Origin of the sequence: Bacillus sp. C28GYM-DRY-1, from assembly GCF_030519405.1 — a bacterium.
GTDB classification, from domain to species: domain Bacteria; phylum Bacillota; class Bacilli; order Bacillales; family Bacillaceae; genus Bacillus; species Bacillus spizizenii_A.
In genome coordinates this window covers 148,594-166,115 of record NZ_JAUMKF010000006.1, presented here as the reverse complement: position 1 = coordinate 166,115, position 17,522 = coordinate 148,594, and the positions used below count along the sequence as shown (strand labels likewise).

The 17,522-nt window shown below is 44.7% G+C and carries 18 protein-coding genes and 1 other RNA gene; 1 reads left to right on the top strand and 18 read right to left on the bottom strand.

Annotated features, from left to right (window positions below; genetic code table 11):
- Nucleotides 1-9: 9 nt before the first annotated feature.
- From Q3W56_RS08480 to cymR, 16 genes are all read right to left on the bottom strand, one after another.
- A complete protein-coding gene (locus Q3W56_RS08480; protein WP_302895144.1) occupies nt 10-939 on the bottom strand; it encodes a peptidase U32 family protein in 930 nt (309 codons plus the stop codon).
- A 5-nt stretch (nt 940-944) separates the two neighbouring features.
- A complete protein-coding gene (locus Q3W56_RS08475; RefSeq protein WP_003225911.1) occupies nt 945-1,598 on the bottom strand; it encodes an O-methyltransferase in 654 nt (217 codons plus the stop codon).
- Nucleotides 1,599-1,750: 152 nt separating this feature from the next.
- Complete coding sequence (gene mltG, locus Q3W56_RS08470) at nt 1,751-2,833, bottom strand: endolytic transglycosylase MltG (protein WP_302895143.1); 1,083 nt, start codon at nt 2,831-2,833, stop codon at nt 1,751-1,753.
- Nucleotides 2,834-2,967: 134 nt separating this feature from the next.
- Complete coding sequence (locus Q3W56_RS08465; RefSeq protein ID WP_019715208.1) at nt 2,968-3,249, bottom strand: DUF1292 domain-containing protein; 282 nt, start codon at nt 3,247-3,249, stop codon at nt 2,968-2,970.
- A 17-nt stretch (nt 3,250-3,266) separates the two neighbouring features.
- Nucleotides 3,267-3,683 (bottom strand): Holliday junction resolvase RuvX, encoded by a 417-nt coding sequence (ruvX, locus tag Q3W56_RS08460; RefSeq protein WP_003225905.1) that lies wholly within the window; start codon nt 3,681-3,683, stop codon nt 3,267-3,269.
- 7 nt (nt 3,684-3,690) lie between these two features.
- A complete protein-coding gene (locus Q3W56_RS08455; protein ID WP_003225903.1) occupies nt 3,691-3,957 on the bottom strand; it encodes an IreB family regulatory phosphoprotein in 267 nt (88 codons plus the stop codon).
- A gap of 84 nt (nt 3,958-4,041) precedes the next feature.
- A complete protein-coding gene (gene alaS, locus Q3W56_RS08450) occupies nt 4,042-6,678 on the bottom strand; it encodes an alanine--tRNA ligase (RefSeq protein ID WP_302895142.1) in 2,637 nt (878 codons plus the stop codon).
- A 332-nt stretch (nt 6,679-7,010) separates the two neighbouring features.
- Nucleotides 7,011-8,072, bottom strand: a complete 1,062-nt coding sequence (locus tag Q3W56_RS08445; RefSeq protein ID WP_019715210.1) for an AI-2E family transporter — start codon at nt 8,070-8,072, stop codon at nt 7,011-7,013.
- Nucleotides 8,073-8,169: 97 nt separating this feature from the next.
- Nucleotides 8,170-8,301, bottom strand: coding sequence for a YrzQ family protein (locus Q3W56_RS08440; RefSeq protein ID WP_019715211.1), 132 nt, complete (start codon nt 8,299-8,301; stop codon nt 8,170-8,172).
- Nucleotides 8,302-8,322: 21 nt separating this feature from the next.
- Nucleotides 8,323-8,514, bottom strand: a complete 192-nt coding sequence (locus Q3W56_RS08435; RefSeq protein WP_003225893.1) for a hypothetical protein — start codon at nt 8,512-8,514, stop codon at nt 8,323-8,325.
- Nucleotides 8,515-8,525: 11 nt separating this feature from the next.
- Nucleotides 8,526-9,050, bottom strand: coding sequence for a PRC-barrel domain-containing protein (locus Q3W56_RS08430; RefSeq protein ID WP_019715212.1), 525 nt, complete (start codon nt 9,048-9,050; stop codon nt 8,526-8,528).
- Between the two features lie 56 nt (nt 9,051-9,106).
- Nucleotides 9,107-11,503 carry an SF1B family DNA helicase RecD2 gene (gene recD2 / locus Q3W56_RS08425; protein ID WP_302895140.1) on the bottom strand — a complete coding sequence of 799 codons (2,397 nt, stop codon included), beginning with the start codon at nt 11,501-11,503 and terminating at the stop codon, nt 9,107-9,109.
- Between the two features lie 24 nt (nt 11,504-11,527).
- Entirely contained in the window at nt 11,528-12,148 is a 621-nt protein-coding gene (locus Q3W56_RS08420; RefSeq protein ID WP_302895154.1) for a tetratricopeptide repeat protein, read from the bottom strand.
- An 85-nt stretch (nt 12,149-12,233) separates the two neighbouring features.
- Nucleotides 12,234-13,349 (bottom strand): tRNA 2-thiouridine(34) synthase MnmA, encoded by a 1,116-nt coding sequence (gene mnmA, locus Q3W56_RS08415; protein ID WP_268401542.1) that lies wholly within the window; start codon nt 13,347-13,349, stop codon nt 12,234-12,236.
- 27 nt (nt 13,350-13,376) lie between these two features.
- Nucleotides 13,377-14,519 carry a cysteine desulfurase family protein gene (locus Q3W56_RS08410; protein ID WP_302895139.1) on the bottom strand — a complete coding sequence of 381 codons (1,143 nt, stop codon included), beginning with the start codon at nt 14,517-14,519 and terminating at the stop codon, nt 13,377-13,379.
- An 18-nt stretch (nt 14,520-14,537) separates the two neighbouring features.
- A complete protein-coding gene (gene cymR, locus Q3W56_RS08405) occupies nt 14,538-14,954 on the bottom strand; it encodes a cysteine metabolism transcriptional regulator CymR (RefSeq protein WP_003225879.1) in 417 nt (138 codons plus the stop codon).
- A 201-nt stretch (nt 14,955-15,155) separates the two neighbouring features.
- Between cymR and Q3W56_RS08400 the strand changes: the two genes are divergently transcribed.
- Nucleotides 15,156-16,421, top strand: a complete 1,266-nt coding sequence (locus tag Q3W56_RS08400) for a replication-associated recombination protein A (RefSeq protein ID WP_302895138.1) — start codon at nt 15,156-15,158, stop codon at nt 16,419-16,421.
- Nucleotides 16,422-16,464: 43 nt separating this feature from the next.
- Here the strand turns inward: Q3W56_RS08400 and Q3W56_RS08395 are convergent, their stop codons facing one another.
- Both Q3W56_RS08395 and ssrS read right to left on the bottom strand, forming a co-directional pair.
- Entirely contained in the window at nt 16,465-17,229 is a 765-nt protein-coding gene (locus Q3W56_RS08395; protein WP_003237491.1) for a tRNA threonylcarbamoyladenosine dehydratase, read from the bottom strand.
- An 83-nt stretch (nt 17,230-17,312) separates the two neighbouring features.
- Nucleotides 17,313-17,505, bottom strand: a non-coding RNA gene (gene ssrS / locus Q3W56_RS08390) — 6S RNA.
- Nucleotides 17,506-17,522: the final 17 nt, after the last annotated feature.

Below are 17,522 nucleotides of genomic sequence, written 5' to 3'. Positions count from 1 at the left end.
TCCTTCTGATTAATAAACCGTTTCTTTGAAGAAGAACCCGGTATCAATCTTTCTGTTAACTGGCTGTATGCTTTCTATGCGTTCGATCCAGTCTTCTTTTTTCGCTTCGTATTCATCACGGTCTTCAACACACAGATCAATCGCTTCTCTGTACATTTTGGTGACTTCTATTAGGTATTCAGGCGTTTTCAGGACACCATCAATTTTGAAAGAATCAATGCCAGCATCTATCAATTCCTCAAGCTCATCAATGATGCACACATCGTTCGGGCTCATGATGTGCGTGCCGTTTTCATCTTCGAAAATCGGATATTTATTATCACGTTCTTTATCATGCAAGAACATGCCTGATTCTTTTTTCTTTCCTTCAATGTCCATGACTTTGCCTTGGTATTCAAAGTAGTTTCCAATCAAAGAACGCTTGGATTGGAACATGCACGTCATTCCATGCACGTGGATTTCAATTTCGACTTCAGCGTTTTCTTTAATCTCCACAATGCTGTCCATGTTTAACTCTCTGGCAAGCACAGAACGCGCCGCGCCTTTTCGCCCCCAGTAGTTGCATGTATAGTAGTTGGTGCCTGTCGTCTCTGTGTTCCAATGAAGCTTCAGGTCAGGCGCAGATTCACGAGCAGCCATAAGCACGGCAGGATCGCCGAATACCGCTGCATCGACACCGGTTTCCGCTAAGAAAGCCAGATATTCTCCAAGCTCCCCTACTTTATCGTTATGGAAAATTGCATTTACAGCAACGTATACGTTTGCCCCTTCTTTGTGAGCAATTTCTACGGCTTTTGTTATATCTTCACGAGAAAATTCTCCGGCTAATCTCAAGCCGTATCTCTGTTCCCCTACTAAAAACGCAGTTGCTCCCGCCTGTATCAGTGGCAAAATATCCGCCGTACTCGTCGGCGTCACTAAGAGCTCTGGTTTTTTCATGACGTTCACCTCTTCTTTTTACTAATCGCAAGTCCGTCCCCGACAGGAATGATCGCAGTTTGATAATCTGGATGATTCATCAGCCAATGATTATATTCATCAATTTTTGTTATCAGCCTGCGCCTTCTTTTCGGTTCTATTTTGCTGTAATCCTCCGCCACCAGACCTTTAAACAGCACGTTGTCTGTTAAAATCACCCCGTCCGGTGAAAGCATCGGTTCATATAAATGAAAAAAGTTTTGATACTGACCTTTTGCAGCGTCAATAAAAATGACATCGTAAGGCGCGGTTACATGAACAGCGTCGGCTAATTCAAGCGCGTCTCCGTAAAAAACATGAATTCGGTCATCAAGCTGAAATTCCTTGATATTGTTTACCGCTTCTTCATGCCGTTTCTCATTGCGTTCAATTGTATATATTTCAGCAGACGGCAGCTCCAGCGCCATTCGAATGGCTGAATAACCAATGGCCGTTCCGATTTCTAGTATTTTTTTCGGCTGTTTCACAGACAAAATTTGAAGCAGCACCTCCATGCCCGCTTTTTCCATGATCGGGACATGATGTTCTTCTGCATATGCTTCAAGCTTCTTCACGTTTTCCGGCCGAGGCTTCAATAATGCTTCTATATAGTCATTTATTTGTTCATACCGGTCAGTCACAACAAACAGCCTCCCGTTCTAAAAAGGAGTGCCCCAGTCTTTTTACACAGGACACTCTCTGAATACCTCATAATACATCGGTAAACAACCCGATATATTTTATCATAAAACCTTGAGGAAAGCGAATAAAAGGAGAGCTTTTTGCTCTCCTTTTATTTCTCATTTTTTGAGGTGATGTATTTTTCTTTTGCTTTATTATGCTCTTTTAGTGTTTTTGTAAATACGACCTCACCATTTGATTTGGCCAAGAAGTACAGATAGTCCGTTTGATCTGGATGCAGCGCCGCTTCCCATGACGACTTGCCGGCATTGGCTATCGGCCCTGGCGTCAGTCCTGTGTTTTTGTACGTATTGTACGGAGAATCGATCTCCAGATCCTTATACAGTACCCGATCTTTATGCTTGCCTGCCGCGTAAAGCACGGTCGGATCTGTTTGGAGCGGCATTTTCTCTTTCAAGCGGTTATAAAAGACGCTCGCAATTTTATGGCGGTCGGCTTTTTCACTCGCTTCTTCTTCAATCAAAGAAGCCATCGTCAGCAGCTTATGCACAGATAGTTTATTTTTCTTCATTTCAGATTTGTACGTTTCCACGTAAGAATTTGTCTGTTTGACCATTGCCGTGATAATGTCTTCAAGTGACGTATCCGGATCGTGAAAAGGGTAAGTAGCCGGGAACAGATACCCTTCCAGCGGATGCTTAATGTTTTTATTGAAAACATCGTTTGTCACAGTGTCCGGGAATTCTTTCTTCAGCTGATGAATAAATGTATCATCGTCCAGCTTCGCTATAATTTGTTTTTTGGAGTATTTCGTTTCATCAGCAATAGCGGCTGCGATTTGTGTCAGCTGTGCTCCCTCAGTTACTGTAATTTGAAAGGCATAGCTTGTAGCCCCGCTTGTCAGCTTATGAATAATGGCATCCAAATCCATTCCTTTATTCAGATGGTAAAATCCCGCCTGAAACCCGGAAGCACCTTTATATTTCACATAATACTGAAATGCTTTCTCGCTTTTTATGACATCGTTTTTCTTTAATATCGATGCGATGGCCGAAACAGATGAGCCGCTTGGAATGTTAATGTTAACTGTCGTTTTACTGTCTTTTTCTACAGGTTCAAGCAATGATTTCCCATATAAAAATGCCCCGCCAATGATGAGAAGCAGCACAATAATGGAAGACAGTAAGATTCTTTTTTTATTGAAAAATGATTTTTTTTGCTGATTGATATACATTAGGTCTCCTCCCATCAGCTCTTATACTACATGATTCATTGTATTTCGGCAATTTATTACAAAAAAAGGTGGAAAGGCCTTGATACAGCAGAAAAAAAGCCGGAGCAGTATGGCTCCGGCTTTTTTGCGGTGTTTTATTCTTCGTCTTCGTCCGCTAAGAACGTGTTTAATGTTTCTTCGATCATATCCCATTCCTCGTCAGTTTCGATCGGGAATAGCTCACCGTTTTCACCGTCTTCGTTTGGCGTGAAGCTGGAAGCGAGAATTTCTACTTCTTCGTCTTCTTTTGCTTCCATTGGATAGTACAGCACATAAGACTTGCCAAACTCTTCGTTTTCAAATGTAAACAGCACTTCACAAAGCTGTTCATTTCCTTGATCGTCAACAATTGTAATATTTTTTTCGCCGTGTTCCATTTTCTTCACCTCTGGCTTTAATTTAAGCTGTCGAGATATCCTTGCAAAATCATGACAGCCGCCATTTTATCAATGACTTTTTTTCGTTTTTGCCTGCTGACATCAGCTGCAATCAGCATTTTTTCTGCCGCCATTGTGGTAAGACGCTCGTCCCACAGCACAACAGGTACATTGTACGTTGTTTCAAGCACTTTCGCAAATGTTTGGCTGGCTTCGCCTCTCGGGCCGACTGTTCCGTTCATGTTCTTAGGAAAGCCCAGCACGATTTTATCTATAGTATACTCTTTTATCAGTTCAGATAAACGGGATAAACCATAATCGCCTTCCGCTTCATTAATCTTTATGGTCTCAATGCCTTGAGCAGTCCAGCCCATTTCGTCGCTCAGAGCAACACCGAGTGTTTTGGTACCTAAATCGAGTCCTAATATTCTCATTTTTAATTTACGCCTCTTTATGCTGTTCTAAATAAGACTTCACCAATTCCTCGATTAATTCGTCTCTTTCAAGTTTGCGAATTAAATTGCGAGCGTCACGATGCCTAGGAATATAAGCGGGATCACCTGACAGCAAGTATCCGACAATCTGATTGATTGGATTGTAGCCCTTTTCCTGAAGCGCGTCATACACTGTAATCAGCACCTCATTTACGTTAGTCTCAGCAGAATCATCGGAGAAATTAAATTTCATCGTTTTATCAAACGAGCTCACCGTTTTGCACCTCTTTCCCAAATTCGCAGGCAAAGTTCAGCCTGGGGTCCTAATCTTACCATCATTCTACACTACATAAGCAAATTATAAAACGGATTTCACCCAATCTTCTACAGAAGCCAAAGCTTCTTCTAATTTTTCCGGCTGTTTGCCGCCTGCCTGTGCCATATCCGGACGGCCTCCGCCGCCTCCGCCGCATACTTCCGCAGCTTGTTTGACCAGCTTGCCGGCATGCAGGCCTTTCTCAATGAGATCCTTTGTGACTCCGGCAGATATATTGACTTTATCGTTTTGTACCGCACCAAGCACGATCACCGCGGAGCCAAGTTTTCCTTTGAGTTCATCCACCATTGTGCGGAGATGGTTCATGTCTTTTGCATTTACTTTTTCCGCAAGCACACTCACGCCGTCAACTTCTTTTACTTTTGACAGGATCGCTCCTGCTTCCACGTTGCCGAGTTTCGCAAGAAGAGATTCATTTTCTCTTTGTGCTTCCTTCAGTTCAGCCTGCAGAGCCGCTACTCGTTTCGGCACTTCTTTGATATTTGTTTTCAGCTCGTCAGCAGCTTGCTTTAATACTGAAATCTGGCTGTTCATTTCGATGTAAGCGCCTTGTCCCGTTACAGCTTCAATCCGTCTTGTGCCTGCTCCGATTCCAGATTCAGAAGCGATTTTAAACAGGCCGATTTCTGCTGTATTTCTGACATGGCAGCCGCCGCACAGCTCTAAACTATAATCTCCGACTTGAACGACCCGGACAATGTCCCCGTATTTTTCGCCGAATAGAGCCATCGCTCCCATTTCTTTTGCTTCAGCGATCGGCTTCAAGTCGATGTTGACCGGGATACTCGCCCAGATCTTTTCGTTGACGATTCTTTCAATTTGCTCAAGCTCTTCTTTTGTCACTTGGCCAAAGTGCGAGAAGTCAAAACGAAGACGGTTTTCAGTCACAAGAGATCCCGCCTGATTAACATGAGTTCCAAGAACGTCTTTTAGTGCCTGATGCAATAAATGCGTTGCCGTATGGTTTTTAATGACGCTGCTTCTCATATGGTCTTCAACTTCAGCAGTAACATGCAGACCTTTTTGAACAGTACCGCTCTCAACAACACCTTCATGCACATGCTGGCCGTTCGGCGCTTTTTGCACGTCTTTAATTCTCACTATTGCCTGTTCGCTGCGGAGATAGCCTTTATCCCCGATTTGGCCGCCGCTTTCTGCATAGAACGGTGTTTCATCAAGAATAATTTGTACGCTTTCTCCTTCATGGGCCTCATCAATAAATTGGCCGCCCTGAAGAAGCACAATGACATTAGCATCAGTTTTTATTTGAGAGTAGCCGACAAATGTGCTTTCATCGGTCACGTCGCGTAATGCGCCGCCTTGAACCTGCATGCTGCCGACATCCTGGCGAGCATTTCTTGCCCGTTCACGCTGCTGATTCATTTCTTCTTCAAAGCCTTTATGGTCAACCGTCATGTTCTCGTCTTCTGCGTATTCTTCAGTCAGTTCAACCGGGAATCCGTACGTATCGTACAGTTTAAACACATCAGCACCTGAAATAACGCTGCTGCCCTTGTCTTTTTCTTTTTTGATCATTTCTGACAGGATGGCAAGCCCTTCATTAAGTGTTTCGTGGAAGCGCTCTTCCTCATTTTTGATGACTTTTGCGATGAAATCCGATTTCTCATTCACTTCAGGATAGAAATCAGCCATGATTTCAGCGACAACTGGCACTAAATCGTACATGAACGGACGGTGGATGTTGATCGTTTTGGCATAACGCACAGCCCGGCGCAATAAACGTCTTAATACATAGCCGCGCCCTTCATTTGACGGAAGCGCTCCGTCACTGACAGCAAACGCAACCGTTCTGATGTGGTCGGCAATCACTTTAAACGCAGTGTCTTTCACATTGTCTGTGCCATATGTTTCACCAGATATGGTTTCTGTTGCTTTAATGATTGGAACAAATAAATCGGTATCAAAGTTTGTCGGGACATTCTGGATGACAGATACCATTCTTTCAAGCCCCATGCCCGTATCAATGTTTTTCTTCGGAAGCGGCGTGTACGTGCCGTCAGGGTTATGGTTGAACTCAGAAAACACAAGATTCCATACTTCCAGGTAACGGTCGTTTTCTCCGCCTGGGTAAAGCTCCGGATCTTCTGGATCATTTCCATATGCCTCACCGCGGTCGTAGAAGATCTCCGTGTTCGGTCCGCTCGGTCCTTCACCGATGTCCCAGAAGTTCCCTTCCAGGCGAATAATTCTTTCCTCAGGAATACCGATTTTTTTCGCCCAGAACTCATAAGCCTCTTCATCTTCAGGATGAACCGTAACAGAGAGAAGCTCTTTGTCGAAACCGATCCACTTGTCACTCGTTAAAAATTCCCACGCCCATGTAATGGCTTCTTCTTTGAAATAATCGCCGATGGAAAAGTTTCCGAGCATTTCAAAGAATGTGTGATGACGCGCAGTTTTCCCTACATTTTCTATATCGTTAGTTCTGATCGCTTTTTGAGCGTTTACGATTCTTGGATTTTCCGGAACGACACGGCCGTCAAAATATTTTTTCAGCGTCGCAACACCGCTGTTAATCCATAGCAGTGAAGGATCCTCATGAGGCACTAATGACGCGCTTGGCTCTACCGCGTGTCCTTTTTCTTTAAAGAAATCCAAAAACATTTGACGCACTTCCGCAGAAGTTAAGTGTTTCATTGTATTTCCTCCTCTATAAAAATCGAAATTCTCTACAGTGACAGCAAAAAAGCCCTCCCCCTATGCAAACCACGCGTTTACACAGGGACGAGAGCTGTCTCGCGGTACCACCCTGATTACGGACCTTACATTCGCCCGTCACCTTTTACCCTGTAACGCAGGATATGCGGCAGTGATTAACTGCACTCAGGATTAGCTTCCTCCGATCTTCTGATAAAGCTCCTTTCAGCTTACGGAGCTTCTCTCTTTAACAGGGCTTCGGCGTACTCAGATCCGTCACTCGAGATTCGTATGTATTCTACGAGAAATTATAGACAAGCTGCACGCCAATGTCAATGCTCCGTCCTCATCCGTAAAAAATGGATCATCATCACTTTTAAAACAGCCGTCGCAGGAACAGCCAGAATCATTCCGACGATTCCCGCAAGCTCTCCTCCGGCAAGCAGCGCGAGCATGATAACGACAGGATGCATTTTAAGGCTTCGGCCGACAATGAACGGACTGAGGATATTCCCTTCCATAAACTGCAAAATAAACACTGTAATCACCACAACAAGAATCGCTTTGACTGAGATCGTCATCGCAATTAAAAGCGCAGGAATCGCTCCAATAAACGGACCAAAATACGGTATGACATTTGTTATCCCAGAAATAAGACCCAAGATCAACGGATACGGAAGTCCGAATATCCAGAACGAAAGGCCCGCCATCACGCCGAGAATCAAGCAGACCAGAAGCTGGCCGCGGATGTAATCGCCAAGGGAGTCATCCACATCCCGTAAAAAGGCGCTTCCCCGCTTTCTCCACGACTTCGGAGTCAAGTACCATACTGTCTTTTTCATCAACTCAATATCCTTTACCATATAGAACACGAGAAAAGGAATTGTTGCCGCAATTAAGAAATAATCAAGCACGTTTCGGATCCCGCTGATTGCACCTTCTATCGTTCCCGCAAAAAACGCCTCCGTCTGGCGGATCAATTTATCTATACGATGGTGCATGCCGTCAGGCCAGTCATCAGTATGGTTATGCACGTGAAGAAGGAGCCCATTATATGTTTCGGCAAACATAGGTATATTTTCTGATAAATCCGTCAGCTGCACAATTAAAACAGGCACCCCTTTATACAGCGCCCAGCCAATTCCGCCAAAAAAAAGAACATAAATCACAAGGATGCTCAAAGTCCTCGGCAATCCTTTGCCGTGCAGCCACTCCGTGACCGGGAGCAATAAATAAGAAATAAAAATGGAAATGATTAAAGGAATAAAGATCGTTTTTATGACGAGCCAAAAGGGCGACCATAACATATCAAGCATAAAAAAGACGTACACTGTTAACAGGACCAGCAAACAAATTGCCACCCACAATAAAAGCTGCACCGGTTTTTGAAGCATCTGCTTTCACCTCTTCTATATCATTTGAGGAACGGTGGGAATTATTCTCTCTCCTCATAACAAAAAGGATACTCTTCGAAGAGTATCCTTTTTCACATTAAAACATTTTCGTTATTCTTTTTCTCATCCGCTTCATGCTACGATTATTCAGCATATCGGATTGAGTCGCCATTCGGTACACGAGAGCCCCTGCTCCCAATGCCAAAAGAGAAGTCATCGTCCGATTCATCCTGCGCATCTCCCTTCATGATCAAAAATTGATGCTGCGTTCATCCTCAGAAAACAAATCATCCAAGCTGCTTAACGTTCCGTCTTCTTCCACCTGATGAGTTGCAATCTTCCCTTTCGCCACTGTCAGTTCAATAAAACAGCCCCAGCAATAATATTGGTTCACGCCAATTTTCCCGATATCCTTACTTTTGCAGTTCGGGCATATAAGCATATCTCACACCTCTATCCGTTCAGGACAATCTCATCTTTCCGCACCTCGACAAGCGAATCCGCTTTTTGGATCTGGCGCTTGCTTCCCGCCAGGTCAGAAAAGAAACCGTCCGAGAGTTCATATGCTACGATTATGCCCCTGTCCAAACAAAAGTATACATCTTCCAGCATCCCCAATATATCTCCCTCTTGCGATTTCACAAGCTTCATTTTCATCTGCTCGTATGTGAAGCATGACTTCGGAAGAGGCAGAAGCTGGTCAGTACTGACCGAGGCCAATATGCGGTCATCAAGAATGCATGTGATATCACACGCCCGTAAAAGCGCATGATGATGATGCAAAAACCGTTTTTGTGCAAGAATAAACCCGAGACAATCTCCTTTCAGAGAAAAACAAATATCGGAAATTGTCCCAAGATAACAAGAAGTTCGTTGTGAGTATACTGGGAACCCTTCTATCTCATGGCATGTTCTCAAAGTGTGATCAACCACCTTTTGTTGAACAGGCTTAGGTTTTGCTTTGCGCCTTTGACTCATACGATGAAATCACTTCCACCGCAAATGAAAAAACTCCCGATAACACGGGAGCCTTTTTACAGCTGTTCATCTTTCATAAAATCGAATGGTGTAATGCCTTCCATACCAATATTGGCATCGTGCACACTGAACGGGAGCTCTTTTTGCAAAGCCTCAAGCTCCGCATCCATTTCCTCAACCTGTATTGACAGCCTGTTTTTCAAGGAAGTCTGTCTGACAGTCGCGTCATTATTTTTTACGCCCCACTCCAGTGCCTCCTCTTCCCCGCATAATATGAGAAATTTCTTTGCTCTTGTAATTGCGGTATAAAGAAGATTTCTTCTGAGCATTCTATAGTAGCCTTTCACAACAGGCAAAACCACAATCGGAAATTCACTTCCCTGCGATTTATGAATAGAGCAGCAATACGCATGGGTAAATTGGTTAAAATCTTTTTTCGTAAATGTCATTTCATTGCCGTCAAAATTAACAACGGCCATGTCTTCTTTTTCTGTATTTTCCTTCGCATAAAATATCGACGTAATTTCCCCAATATCTCCGTTGAATACATTGTTTTCCGGCTGATTGACAAGCTGCAAAATTTTATCTCCGGTTCTGTACACAACATCTCCGAACTTCAATTCTCTCCGTTTTTCTTTAGAAGGATTTAAAATATCCTGCAGCATTACATTCAGTTCATTGATGCCGGCTTTTCCTCTGTACATCGGGGCGAGAACCTGTATGTCCTTTGCCGTATAGCCTTTCTTCAAAGCATTGGCGACAACCTTTTCGACCACTTCTTTTATTTGTGAGCCACCGCAGCGAATAAAGGAACGGTCCTTCGTCGGGGCAGTCAAATTGTTCGGCAGCAATCCATTTTTCATCTGGTGGGCAAGCTCGACGATTGATGACCCCTCCGCCTGGCGGTAGATGTCTGTCAGTCTCACAGTCGGAATGACCTTGGATGCCAAAAGGTCTCTCAGCACTTGGCCCGGACCGACAGAAGGAAGCTGATCTTCGTCTCCCACAATAATGATTTGTATATGATCAGGGATCGCCTTGAACAAATGGTTCGCCAGCCATATATCAAGCATACTGGCTTCATCTATAATTAACAACTTTCCCTCGATCGGCTGATCCTCTGTATGGGTAAAACCTTCTGCGCCGTTCCAGCCAAGCAGCCTGTGTATCGTGACCGCGGGAAGGCCCGTTGATTCACTCATCCGTTTCGCCGCTCTTCCTGTCGGTGCGGCCAATACAACCGGAAAAGCTTCATCCTTTTTATAAGCTGACGGGTCTAGTGACACGCCGTGAAGCTCTCCGTACAGTTCGACAATTCCTCTGATTACCGTCGTTTTCCCTGTTCCCGGGCCTCCCGTTAAAAGAAGCATCGGTGAAGAAAGGGCTTTTTGAATTGCTTCCTTCTGGCTCGGGGCATACTGAACGTTCATCCGTTCTTCCAGTTCTCCTAAAGCGAGCAGAAATTCTGATTCAGGAAACTGGTCATCATATTCAGTTTGGCTTGCGATATGTTTCACACGCTTTGCAACGTTTTGTTCTGCGTAAAACAGCGATGGAAAATAACAGCGGCCGTCTTCTATGACAATGTCTTTATTTTCACCAAGGGCAATAATGGCGTTAGCGGCATCCATTTCTGTGATATGCTGTCCTTCCCTTGCTGACTGGTTCAACAATGATTGGGTGTCGATAATCAGCTGCTCCGTTTCTATGTACGTATGCCCTTCTGACAGACAAGTCGTTTCAAGCGTGTACAAAATAGCGGCTTTTACCCTTTCAGGATGATTACCCGAAAGCCCCATTCTGCTGCCAAGCTCATCCGCTTTTCCAAACCCTATCCCTTCTACATCTTTCACAAGCTGATAAGGGTTTTCCTGAATCTTTTCAAGCGTCTCGGATTCATAGGCCTGATAGATTTTCATAGACAGCTGAGGGCCAAAGCCGAACTGATTCAGGGAAATCATGATTTGTTCAAGTCCCTGATGCTGCTGCAACGCACCGGCTAGCGTGTCAGCTTTCTTTTTTGACAGTCTCGGTACATCATAAAGCACTGACGCGTCAGCCAAAATTTTATTAATCGCGCTGTCGCCCAGCTTTTTTACTATTTCTTCAGCTGTTTTTTTGCCGATTCCCTCGAACAAATCACTCGATAAATACTGAATGATGCCTTCCTTAGTCGTCGGGATCTCCTTTTTAAAATGCTCCGCCTGAAATTGGAGCCCGAATTTTGGATGTGTTACAATCTTTCCGTAAAACGTGTAGGTCTCTTCTTCTTGAAGCGCAGGGAAGTAGCCCGTCACGGATACGGCTTTATCTTCAATCGCTTCGGAGGTCTCTGTGACTTTCACTTTCAGAACCGTATATAAATTGGTGTCATTATGATAGATGACTGTGTTGACTGTTCCCTTTAAATAGGGTTCTTCCTCCAGTTTAAGCTGATCCGGATGCTGCTGCACGAGCTTTTCCCTCCTCCTGTGCTGTTATGATGGGTCGATTAGTTTTTTAGCATGAACCGCAAGCATATGATCTGGCTGGATGTCGATCGCCTTGTCCAGCATTTCCAATGCTTTTTCTCGATTTTCTTTATAAGCATAAGCAACACCCGCATTGTAAAATGCATCGGCGTGGCCAGGATCTTTCTCTGTTACAGCTGAAAATTGGCTGAGCGCTTCGTCCAGCATGCCCTCGTTCGCTAAGCACATCCCAAATTGAAAGCGCGCTTCTGTATCATTTTCATTCAGTTCGACCGCTCTTTGTAAATATGGCAGTGCAAGCTTAGGCTGTTCGAGCTTGACAAGTACCGTTCCGAGCATGTAAAACAGGTCACCGTTTTCCATCCCCGCACGTAACGCTTTTTCAAACATGTCTTTGGCTTCTTTGTACATTTCTTTTACAACATAGACATTTCCTGCTCCATAATAAGCAGTGGCTGCGCTACTGTCTAATTCAAGCGCTTTATCATAAAACGCAAGCGCACGTTCCAGCTCGTTTACGGATGAAAGCAGGTTTGCAAAATTGATATAAGGTATCGCGTCTTCTTTATTTTCTTCAATTGCTTTTGTAAATGCCTCTGCCGCTTTCTCGTAATCGCCTTCCTGCATCGCCTCTATACCGACTTGGTTATAATCCACCGATCATCTTCCTTTCATTAAAAAACCCCAACTCAGTGTTGAGGTTTTTCATCTTTTATACGTACCACAATTTTGTTCCGTCTTTATACACATCATCAATTGTTCCGCCGCCAAGGCATTCTTCACCGTCATAGAAGACAACGGCTTGTCCAGGTGTTACAGCGCGGACTTGTTCATCAAAGATGACTTCCGCTTCGCCTTCCCCCGTCATGCGAACCGTTACGTTATGATCTTCTTGGCGGTAACGGAATTTTGCCGTGCAGGCAACCTCTTCGCCCTTCATGATATCCGAACGAACCCAGCTGATATTTGTTGCTGTAATTTTGTCAGAATACAGAAGCGGGTTATGGAACCCTTGATCCACGTAGAGAATGTTTTTTTCGAGATCTTTGCCAACTGCAAACCACGGCTCGCCGCTTCCGCCGATGCCAAGGCCGTGACGCTGTCCGATCGTGTAGTACATCAACCCGTCGTGGCGTCCTTTTACTTCGCCGTCCATCGTCATCATATCGCCCGGCTGTGCAGGGAGATATTGGCTGAGAAATGTTTTGAAGTTGCGTTCGCCGATAAAACAGATGCCCGTACTGTCTTTTTTCGTCGCTGTTGCAAGATCTGCTTCTTTGGCCATTTCACGCACACGGCTTTTTTGAAGCTCGCCGATCGGGAACATGACTTTGCTTAGCGTATCTTCTGTCAGCTGATTCAAGAAGTACGTTTGATCCTTGTTTTCATCAATGCCACGCAGCATTCTGACTTTGCCGCCGCTTCTGTCTACCCTTGCATAGTGGCCAGTTGCTAAATAGTCGGCGCCAAGTGACAGGGCGTGCTCCAAAAATGCCTTGAATTTAATCTCTTTGTTGCATAGCACATCCGGGTTTGGTGTTCTGCCTGCTTTATATTCATCAAGGAAGTATTGAAATACCTTCTCGTAATATTGCTTTTCAAAATTAACGGCATAGTACGGAATTCCGATTTGATTGCAGACACGAATCACATCTTCATAATCCTCTGTCGCCGTGCAAAAACCGTTTTCGTCCGTATCATCCCAGTTTTTCATAAAGATTCCAATTACATCATAGCCCTGTTCTTTTAACAGCAGGGCCGCCACAGATGAGTCTACTCCGCCGGACATCCCGACGACGACTCTTGTATCTTCCGGCCGTTTTTCCATTTCATTCACTCCAATAACTAAGCCGCCTTATTGTGTGAGCCGCTTTACAACGTCAGCCACATGTTTGGCAGCAGTTTTCACTTGCTCAGCCGTATTGCCGAGGCCGAAGCTGATTCGAATCGAGGACGTCAGCCGGTCACTCTTTTCTCCGAACATGGCAGTCAGAACATGTGACGGCAGAACTGAACCGGCCGTGCACGCTGATCCGCTTGAGACAGCTACTCCCGCCATGTCAAGATTCACCAGCAGCGCTTCAACTGATATACCGGGGAAATAAAGATTCAGAACATGCGGCAGACTATGCTCTTTGTCCCCGTTAATCTCGAATGCCACACCGGCATGTTCAAGCGTGTCGGCAATGATTGTTTTAAACGATTGATACTTCTCGTTTTTTTCGACCCGTTCTTCACTTGACAGCTTGATGGCTTCATTCAGCCCGACAATGCCGGGAACATTTTCTGTTCCGGCACGGCGTTTTCTTTCTTGCTCTCCTCCGAATAAGAGCGGGGAAAGTTTCACATCTCTACTTGCATATAAAAAGCCTGTCCCTTTTGGCCCGTTGAGCTTGTGCCCAGAAACAGACAGAAGGTCAATATGGCTGTTTTTTACGTCAATTGGCAGCAATCCGAATGCCTGAACAGCATCGGTATGAAAATATGACTGGTGTTCCTTTAGCAGCTCACCGATTTCACCGATCGGCTGCACTGTTCCGACTTCATTATTTCCATACATCACTGTCACAAGGATTGTATCATCACGCAGTGCTTCTTTCACCTGTTTTGCACTGACTCTTCCATTTTGGTCAACGTCTAGATACGTTACTTCAAATCCGTCTTCCTCTAGTTTTTCACAGGTGTGAAGCACAGCGTGATGCTCAATTTTTGTCGTGATGATATGTCTGCCCAGATCTTTTCTTGCAAGCGCGGTTCCCATAATCGCCAAGTTATCGGCTTCCGTTCCCCCGCTTGTAAAAATGATCTCCTGCTCTGCCGCTCCGATTTCTGCTGCAATCTGCGCTCTTGCTTCGTCCACCCATTTTCGAGATTCTCTACCAAATGAATGAATACTGGATGGATTGCCGAAATTGCCGGAGAAATGCGGTATCATTTTTTCCAGCACACGCTCATCCATCGGAGACGTTGCGGCATGATCTAAATAAATCCGTTCCATTATGTTTACACCTCTGATCTAAATATAGAACATATAAGCTTCTTGCTCTCCGTCTGTGTAGCTGGCAAGATCCTCTAATGTTGTACTGTCTAAAACCTCTTTCACGGCATCCCGTATGCGAATCCAGAGCTCACGCTTAGCCGGCTCCTCGTCTTCCAGCACTTCAACAGGACTGATTGGCCCCTCGAGTACACGGATAATATCCCCCGCTGTAATCGCATCTGGCTCACTGCCTAATACATATCCGCCGTATGCGCCTCTGATGCTTTTTACTAAACCGGCATTTCTGAGCGGCGATACCAGCTGCTCCAGATAATGCTCGGACAAATTATTCGTCTGTGCGATGCTTTTTAATGAAGTCGGGCCTTCACCATGCTTTTTTGCAAGCTCGATCATAATCGTGAGACCGTATCTTCCCTTAGTTGATATTTTCAACATGAACACCTCTGTTATTTCGTGATTTTCCACATTTATAATGGTATTTTCTATATGGTTCGTCCGTTTATTATCTAATAGACCAACTGTTATTATAACATACACTCAGCTAATTTTCATTGAGGCAGGCGGAAACGGGCCTTTCCCCTTTTCTATTGTCCGCTTTTCCGTTACCCTGTAATTATGTAAGGAGAGATGATGATGAAGCCATTGGCATATCGGATGCGTCCGACAAAAATAGAGGATATTATCGGCCAGCAGCATCTGGTGGCTGAAGATAAAATGATCGGCAGAATGGTTCAGGCAAAACATTTGTCATCCATGATTTTGTACGGGCCGCCCGGGATTGGAAAAACATCAATCGCAACAGCAATCGCCGGTTCAACAAGTATTGCTTTTCGAAAGCTCAATGCTGTCATTAACAATAAAAAAGATATGGAGATCGTAGCCCAGGAAGCTAAAATGTCAGGCCAGGTAATTTTGATACTGGATGAAGTTCACAGGCTGGATAAAGGAAAGCAAGATTTTCTTTTGCCCTATTTAGAAAACGGGATGATTATTTTAATCGGAGCGACCACGGCAAACCCGTATCATGCCATTAATCCGGCAATCAGAAGCCGGGCACAGATCTTTGAGCTTGAGCCGTTAACACCGGAACTGATTAAACAGGCCCTGGAACGTGCGCTTCATGATGAGCATCGGGGCCTTGGCACATATTCTGTATCTATCGATGATCAGGCGATGGAGCATTTTGCCCGCGGGTGCGGAGGAGATGTCCGCTCCGCTTTAAATGCGCTTGAGCTGGCCGTCTTGTCAACGAAGGAGTCAGCCGACGGCGTGATTCATATTACATTAGAAACCGCGGAAGAATGTTTGCAGAAAAAGAGCTTTTCTCACGATAAAGATGGTGATGCGCATTATGATGTATTGTCCGCTTTTCAAAAATCGATCCGCGGCTCTGATGCCAACGCCGCTCTTCATTATTTGGCAAGATTAATTGAAGCCGGTGATCTGGAAAGCATCGGAAGACGGCTGCTTGTCATCGCATATGAAGATATCGGCTTAGCAAGCCCGCAGGCCGGTCCAAGAGTGCTGCACGCTGTTCAGACCGCTGAGCGGGTCGGATTTCCTGAAGCGCGAATCCCGCTGGCAAACGCAGTTATTGAACTTTGCCTCTCGCCGAAATCAAACTCAGCCATTCTGGCGATCGATGAAGCGCTGGCAGATATCAGAGCCGGAAGAATAGGAGATGTCCCGAAGCATTTAAAAGACGCGCATTATAAAGGAGCTCAGGAATTAGGAAGAGGAATCGATTATAAATACCCGCACAATTATGACAACGGATGGGTCGAACAGCAATATCTCCCTGATCCTTTAAAGAACAAGCAATATTACAAGCCAAAACAGACAGGAAAGTTCGAATCCGCCTTAAAGCAGGTGTATGACAAATTAATGAAAAGAAAATAAAACAAAAACAGCCTTGCGTATAAATCAAGGCTGTTTTTATGCGTTATTTGTCCTTCACGCGTTTGATTTCAATGTCTTTCAAAAGATCCATGACAACATGTCCGCCCATAATCAAACCTGCCACTGACGGTACAAAAGCATTAGAGGATGGCGGCATTTTTGCTTTTCGGATTTTCGCTTCGTCATTCCCCACTTCTTTTCTGACGTCTTCCCGAATGACAATCGGGCTTTCGTCAGAGAAAATCACTTGAACGCCCTTTTTGATGCCCTCTTTTCGTAATCTCGTACGGACGACCTTCGCAATTGGATCGGTGTGCGTTTTTGAAATATCAGCGATTTGGAAGCGTGTCGGGTCCGTTTTATTTGCGGCACCCATGCTGGAAATGAGCGGAATATCCCGTTTCAAGCATTCTTTCATTAAATGAATTTTGTAATGGATCGTGTCTGACGCATCAATGACATAGTCAAGATTATATTCAAAAAATTGCTCATACGTTTCTTCCGTATAGAACATTTTTAACGCGATCACTTCACACTCAGGGTTAATGTCTGCGATCCGCGCTTTCATTAAATCAACTTTGGGCTGTCCGACTGTTGAAAGAAGCGCATGAAGCTGACGGTTTACATTTGTAATGTCCACATCATCTTTGTCGACAAGCAGAATGCGGCCGACGCCTGACCGCGCGAGAGCCTCCGCTGCGAACGATCCTACTCCGCCGACCCCAAGCACAGCAACCGTGCTGTTTTTCAACGTTTCAAGGCCTTCTTTTCCGATAGCTAATTCATTGCGTGAAAACTGGTGTAACAAGAACCTCACTCCACATTCGTATTCTGGTTTCATCTATAAAAATGGCTGATCCATGAGCAGCCGTTTTTTCTGCGCACAAAAAATAAAGTCCCAATAGTGCCGTTGCAGCTTTCCTTTGTTTTGAACCCGCTCTCAGCAGGTGGGTGCCCTCTTTTAAATCTTGTAAGTCCTCTTTACCGAATGAAAAGAGGCATGTACGCCATTTAAAAATGCGGGCTCCCAAATCAAAAAAATGTTCGGTCAAAACTAGGTGTACAACTAACACATCAGGACTTTATTTAACTTGTCAAAAT

Excerpts from the sequence above, each read along its gene's own strand:
- Q3W56_RS08480 (WP_302895144.1), bottom strand. The coding sequence starts at position 939 with ATGAAAAAACCAGAGCTCTTAGTGACGCCGACGAGTACGGCGGATATT.
- mltG (WP_302895143.1), bottom strand. The coding sequence starts at position 2,833 with ATGTATATCAATCAGCAAAAAAAATCATTTTTCAATAAAAAAAGAATC.
- Q3W56_RS08465 (WP_019715208.1), bottom strand. The coding sequence starts at position 3,249 with ATGGAACACGGCGAAAAAAATATTACAATTGTTGACGATCAAGGAAAT.
- ruvX (WP_003225905.1), bottom strand. The coding sequence starts at position 3,683 with ATGAGAATATTAGGACTCGATTTAGGTACCAAAACACTCGGTGTTGCT.
- alaS (WP_302895142.1), bottom strand. The coding sequence starts at position 6,678 with ATGAAACACTTAACTTCTGCGGAAGTGCGTCAAATGTTTTTGGATTTC.
- Q3W56_RS08445 (WP_019715210.1), bottom strand. The coding sequence starts at position 8,072 with ATGCTTCAAAAACCGGTGCAGCTTTTATTGTGGGTGGCAATTTGTTTG.
- Q3W56_RS08440 (WP_019715211.1), bottom strand. The coding sequence starts at position 8,301 with ATGAATCGGACGATGACTTCTCTTTTGGCATTGGGAGCAGGGGCTCTC.
- Q3W56_RS08435 (WP_003225893.1), bottom strand. The coding sequence starts at position 8,514 with ATGCTTATATGCCCGAACTGCAAAAGTAAGGATATCGGGAAAATTGGC.
- Q3W56_RS08430 (WP_019715212.1), bottom strand. The coding sequence starts at position 9,050 with ATGAGTCAAAGGCGCAAAGCAAAACCTAAGCCTGTTCAACAAAAGGTG.
- Q3W56_RS08420 (WP_302895154.1), bottom strand. The coding sequence starts at position 12,148 with ATGCAGGAAGGCGATTACGAGAAAGCGGCAGAGGCATTTACAAAAGCA.
- mnmA (WP_268401542.1), bottom strand. The coding sequence starts at position 13,349 with ATGGAAAAACGGCCGGAAGATACAAGAGTCGTCGTCGGGATGTCCGGC.
- Q3W56_RS08410 (WP_302895139.1), bottom strand. The coding sequence starts at position 14,519 with ATGGAACGGATTTATTTAGATCATGCCGCAACGTCTCCGATGGATGAG.
- Q3W56_RS08400 (WP_302895138.1), top strand. The coding sequence starts at position 15,156 with ATGAAGCCATTGGCATATCGGATGCGTCCGACAAAAATAGAGGATATT.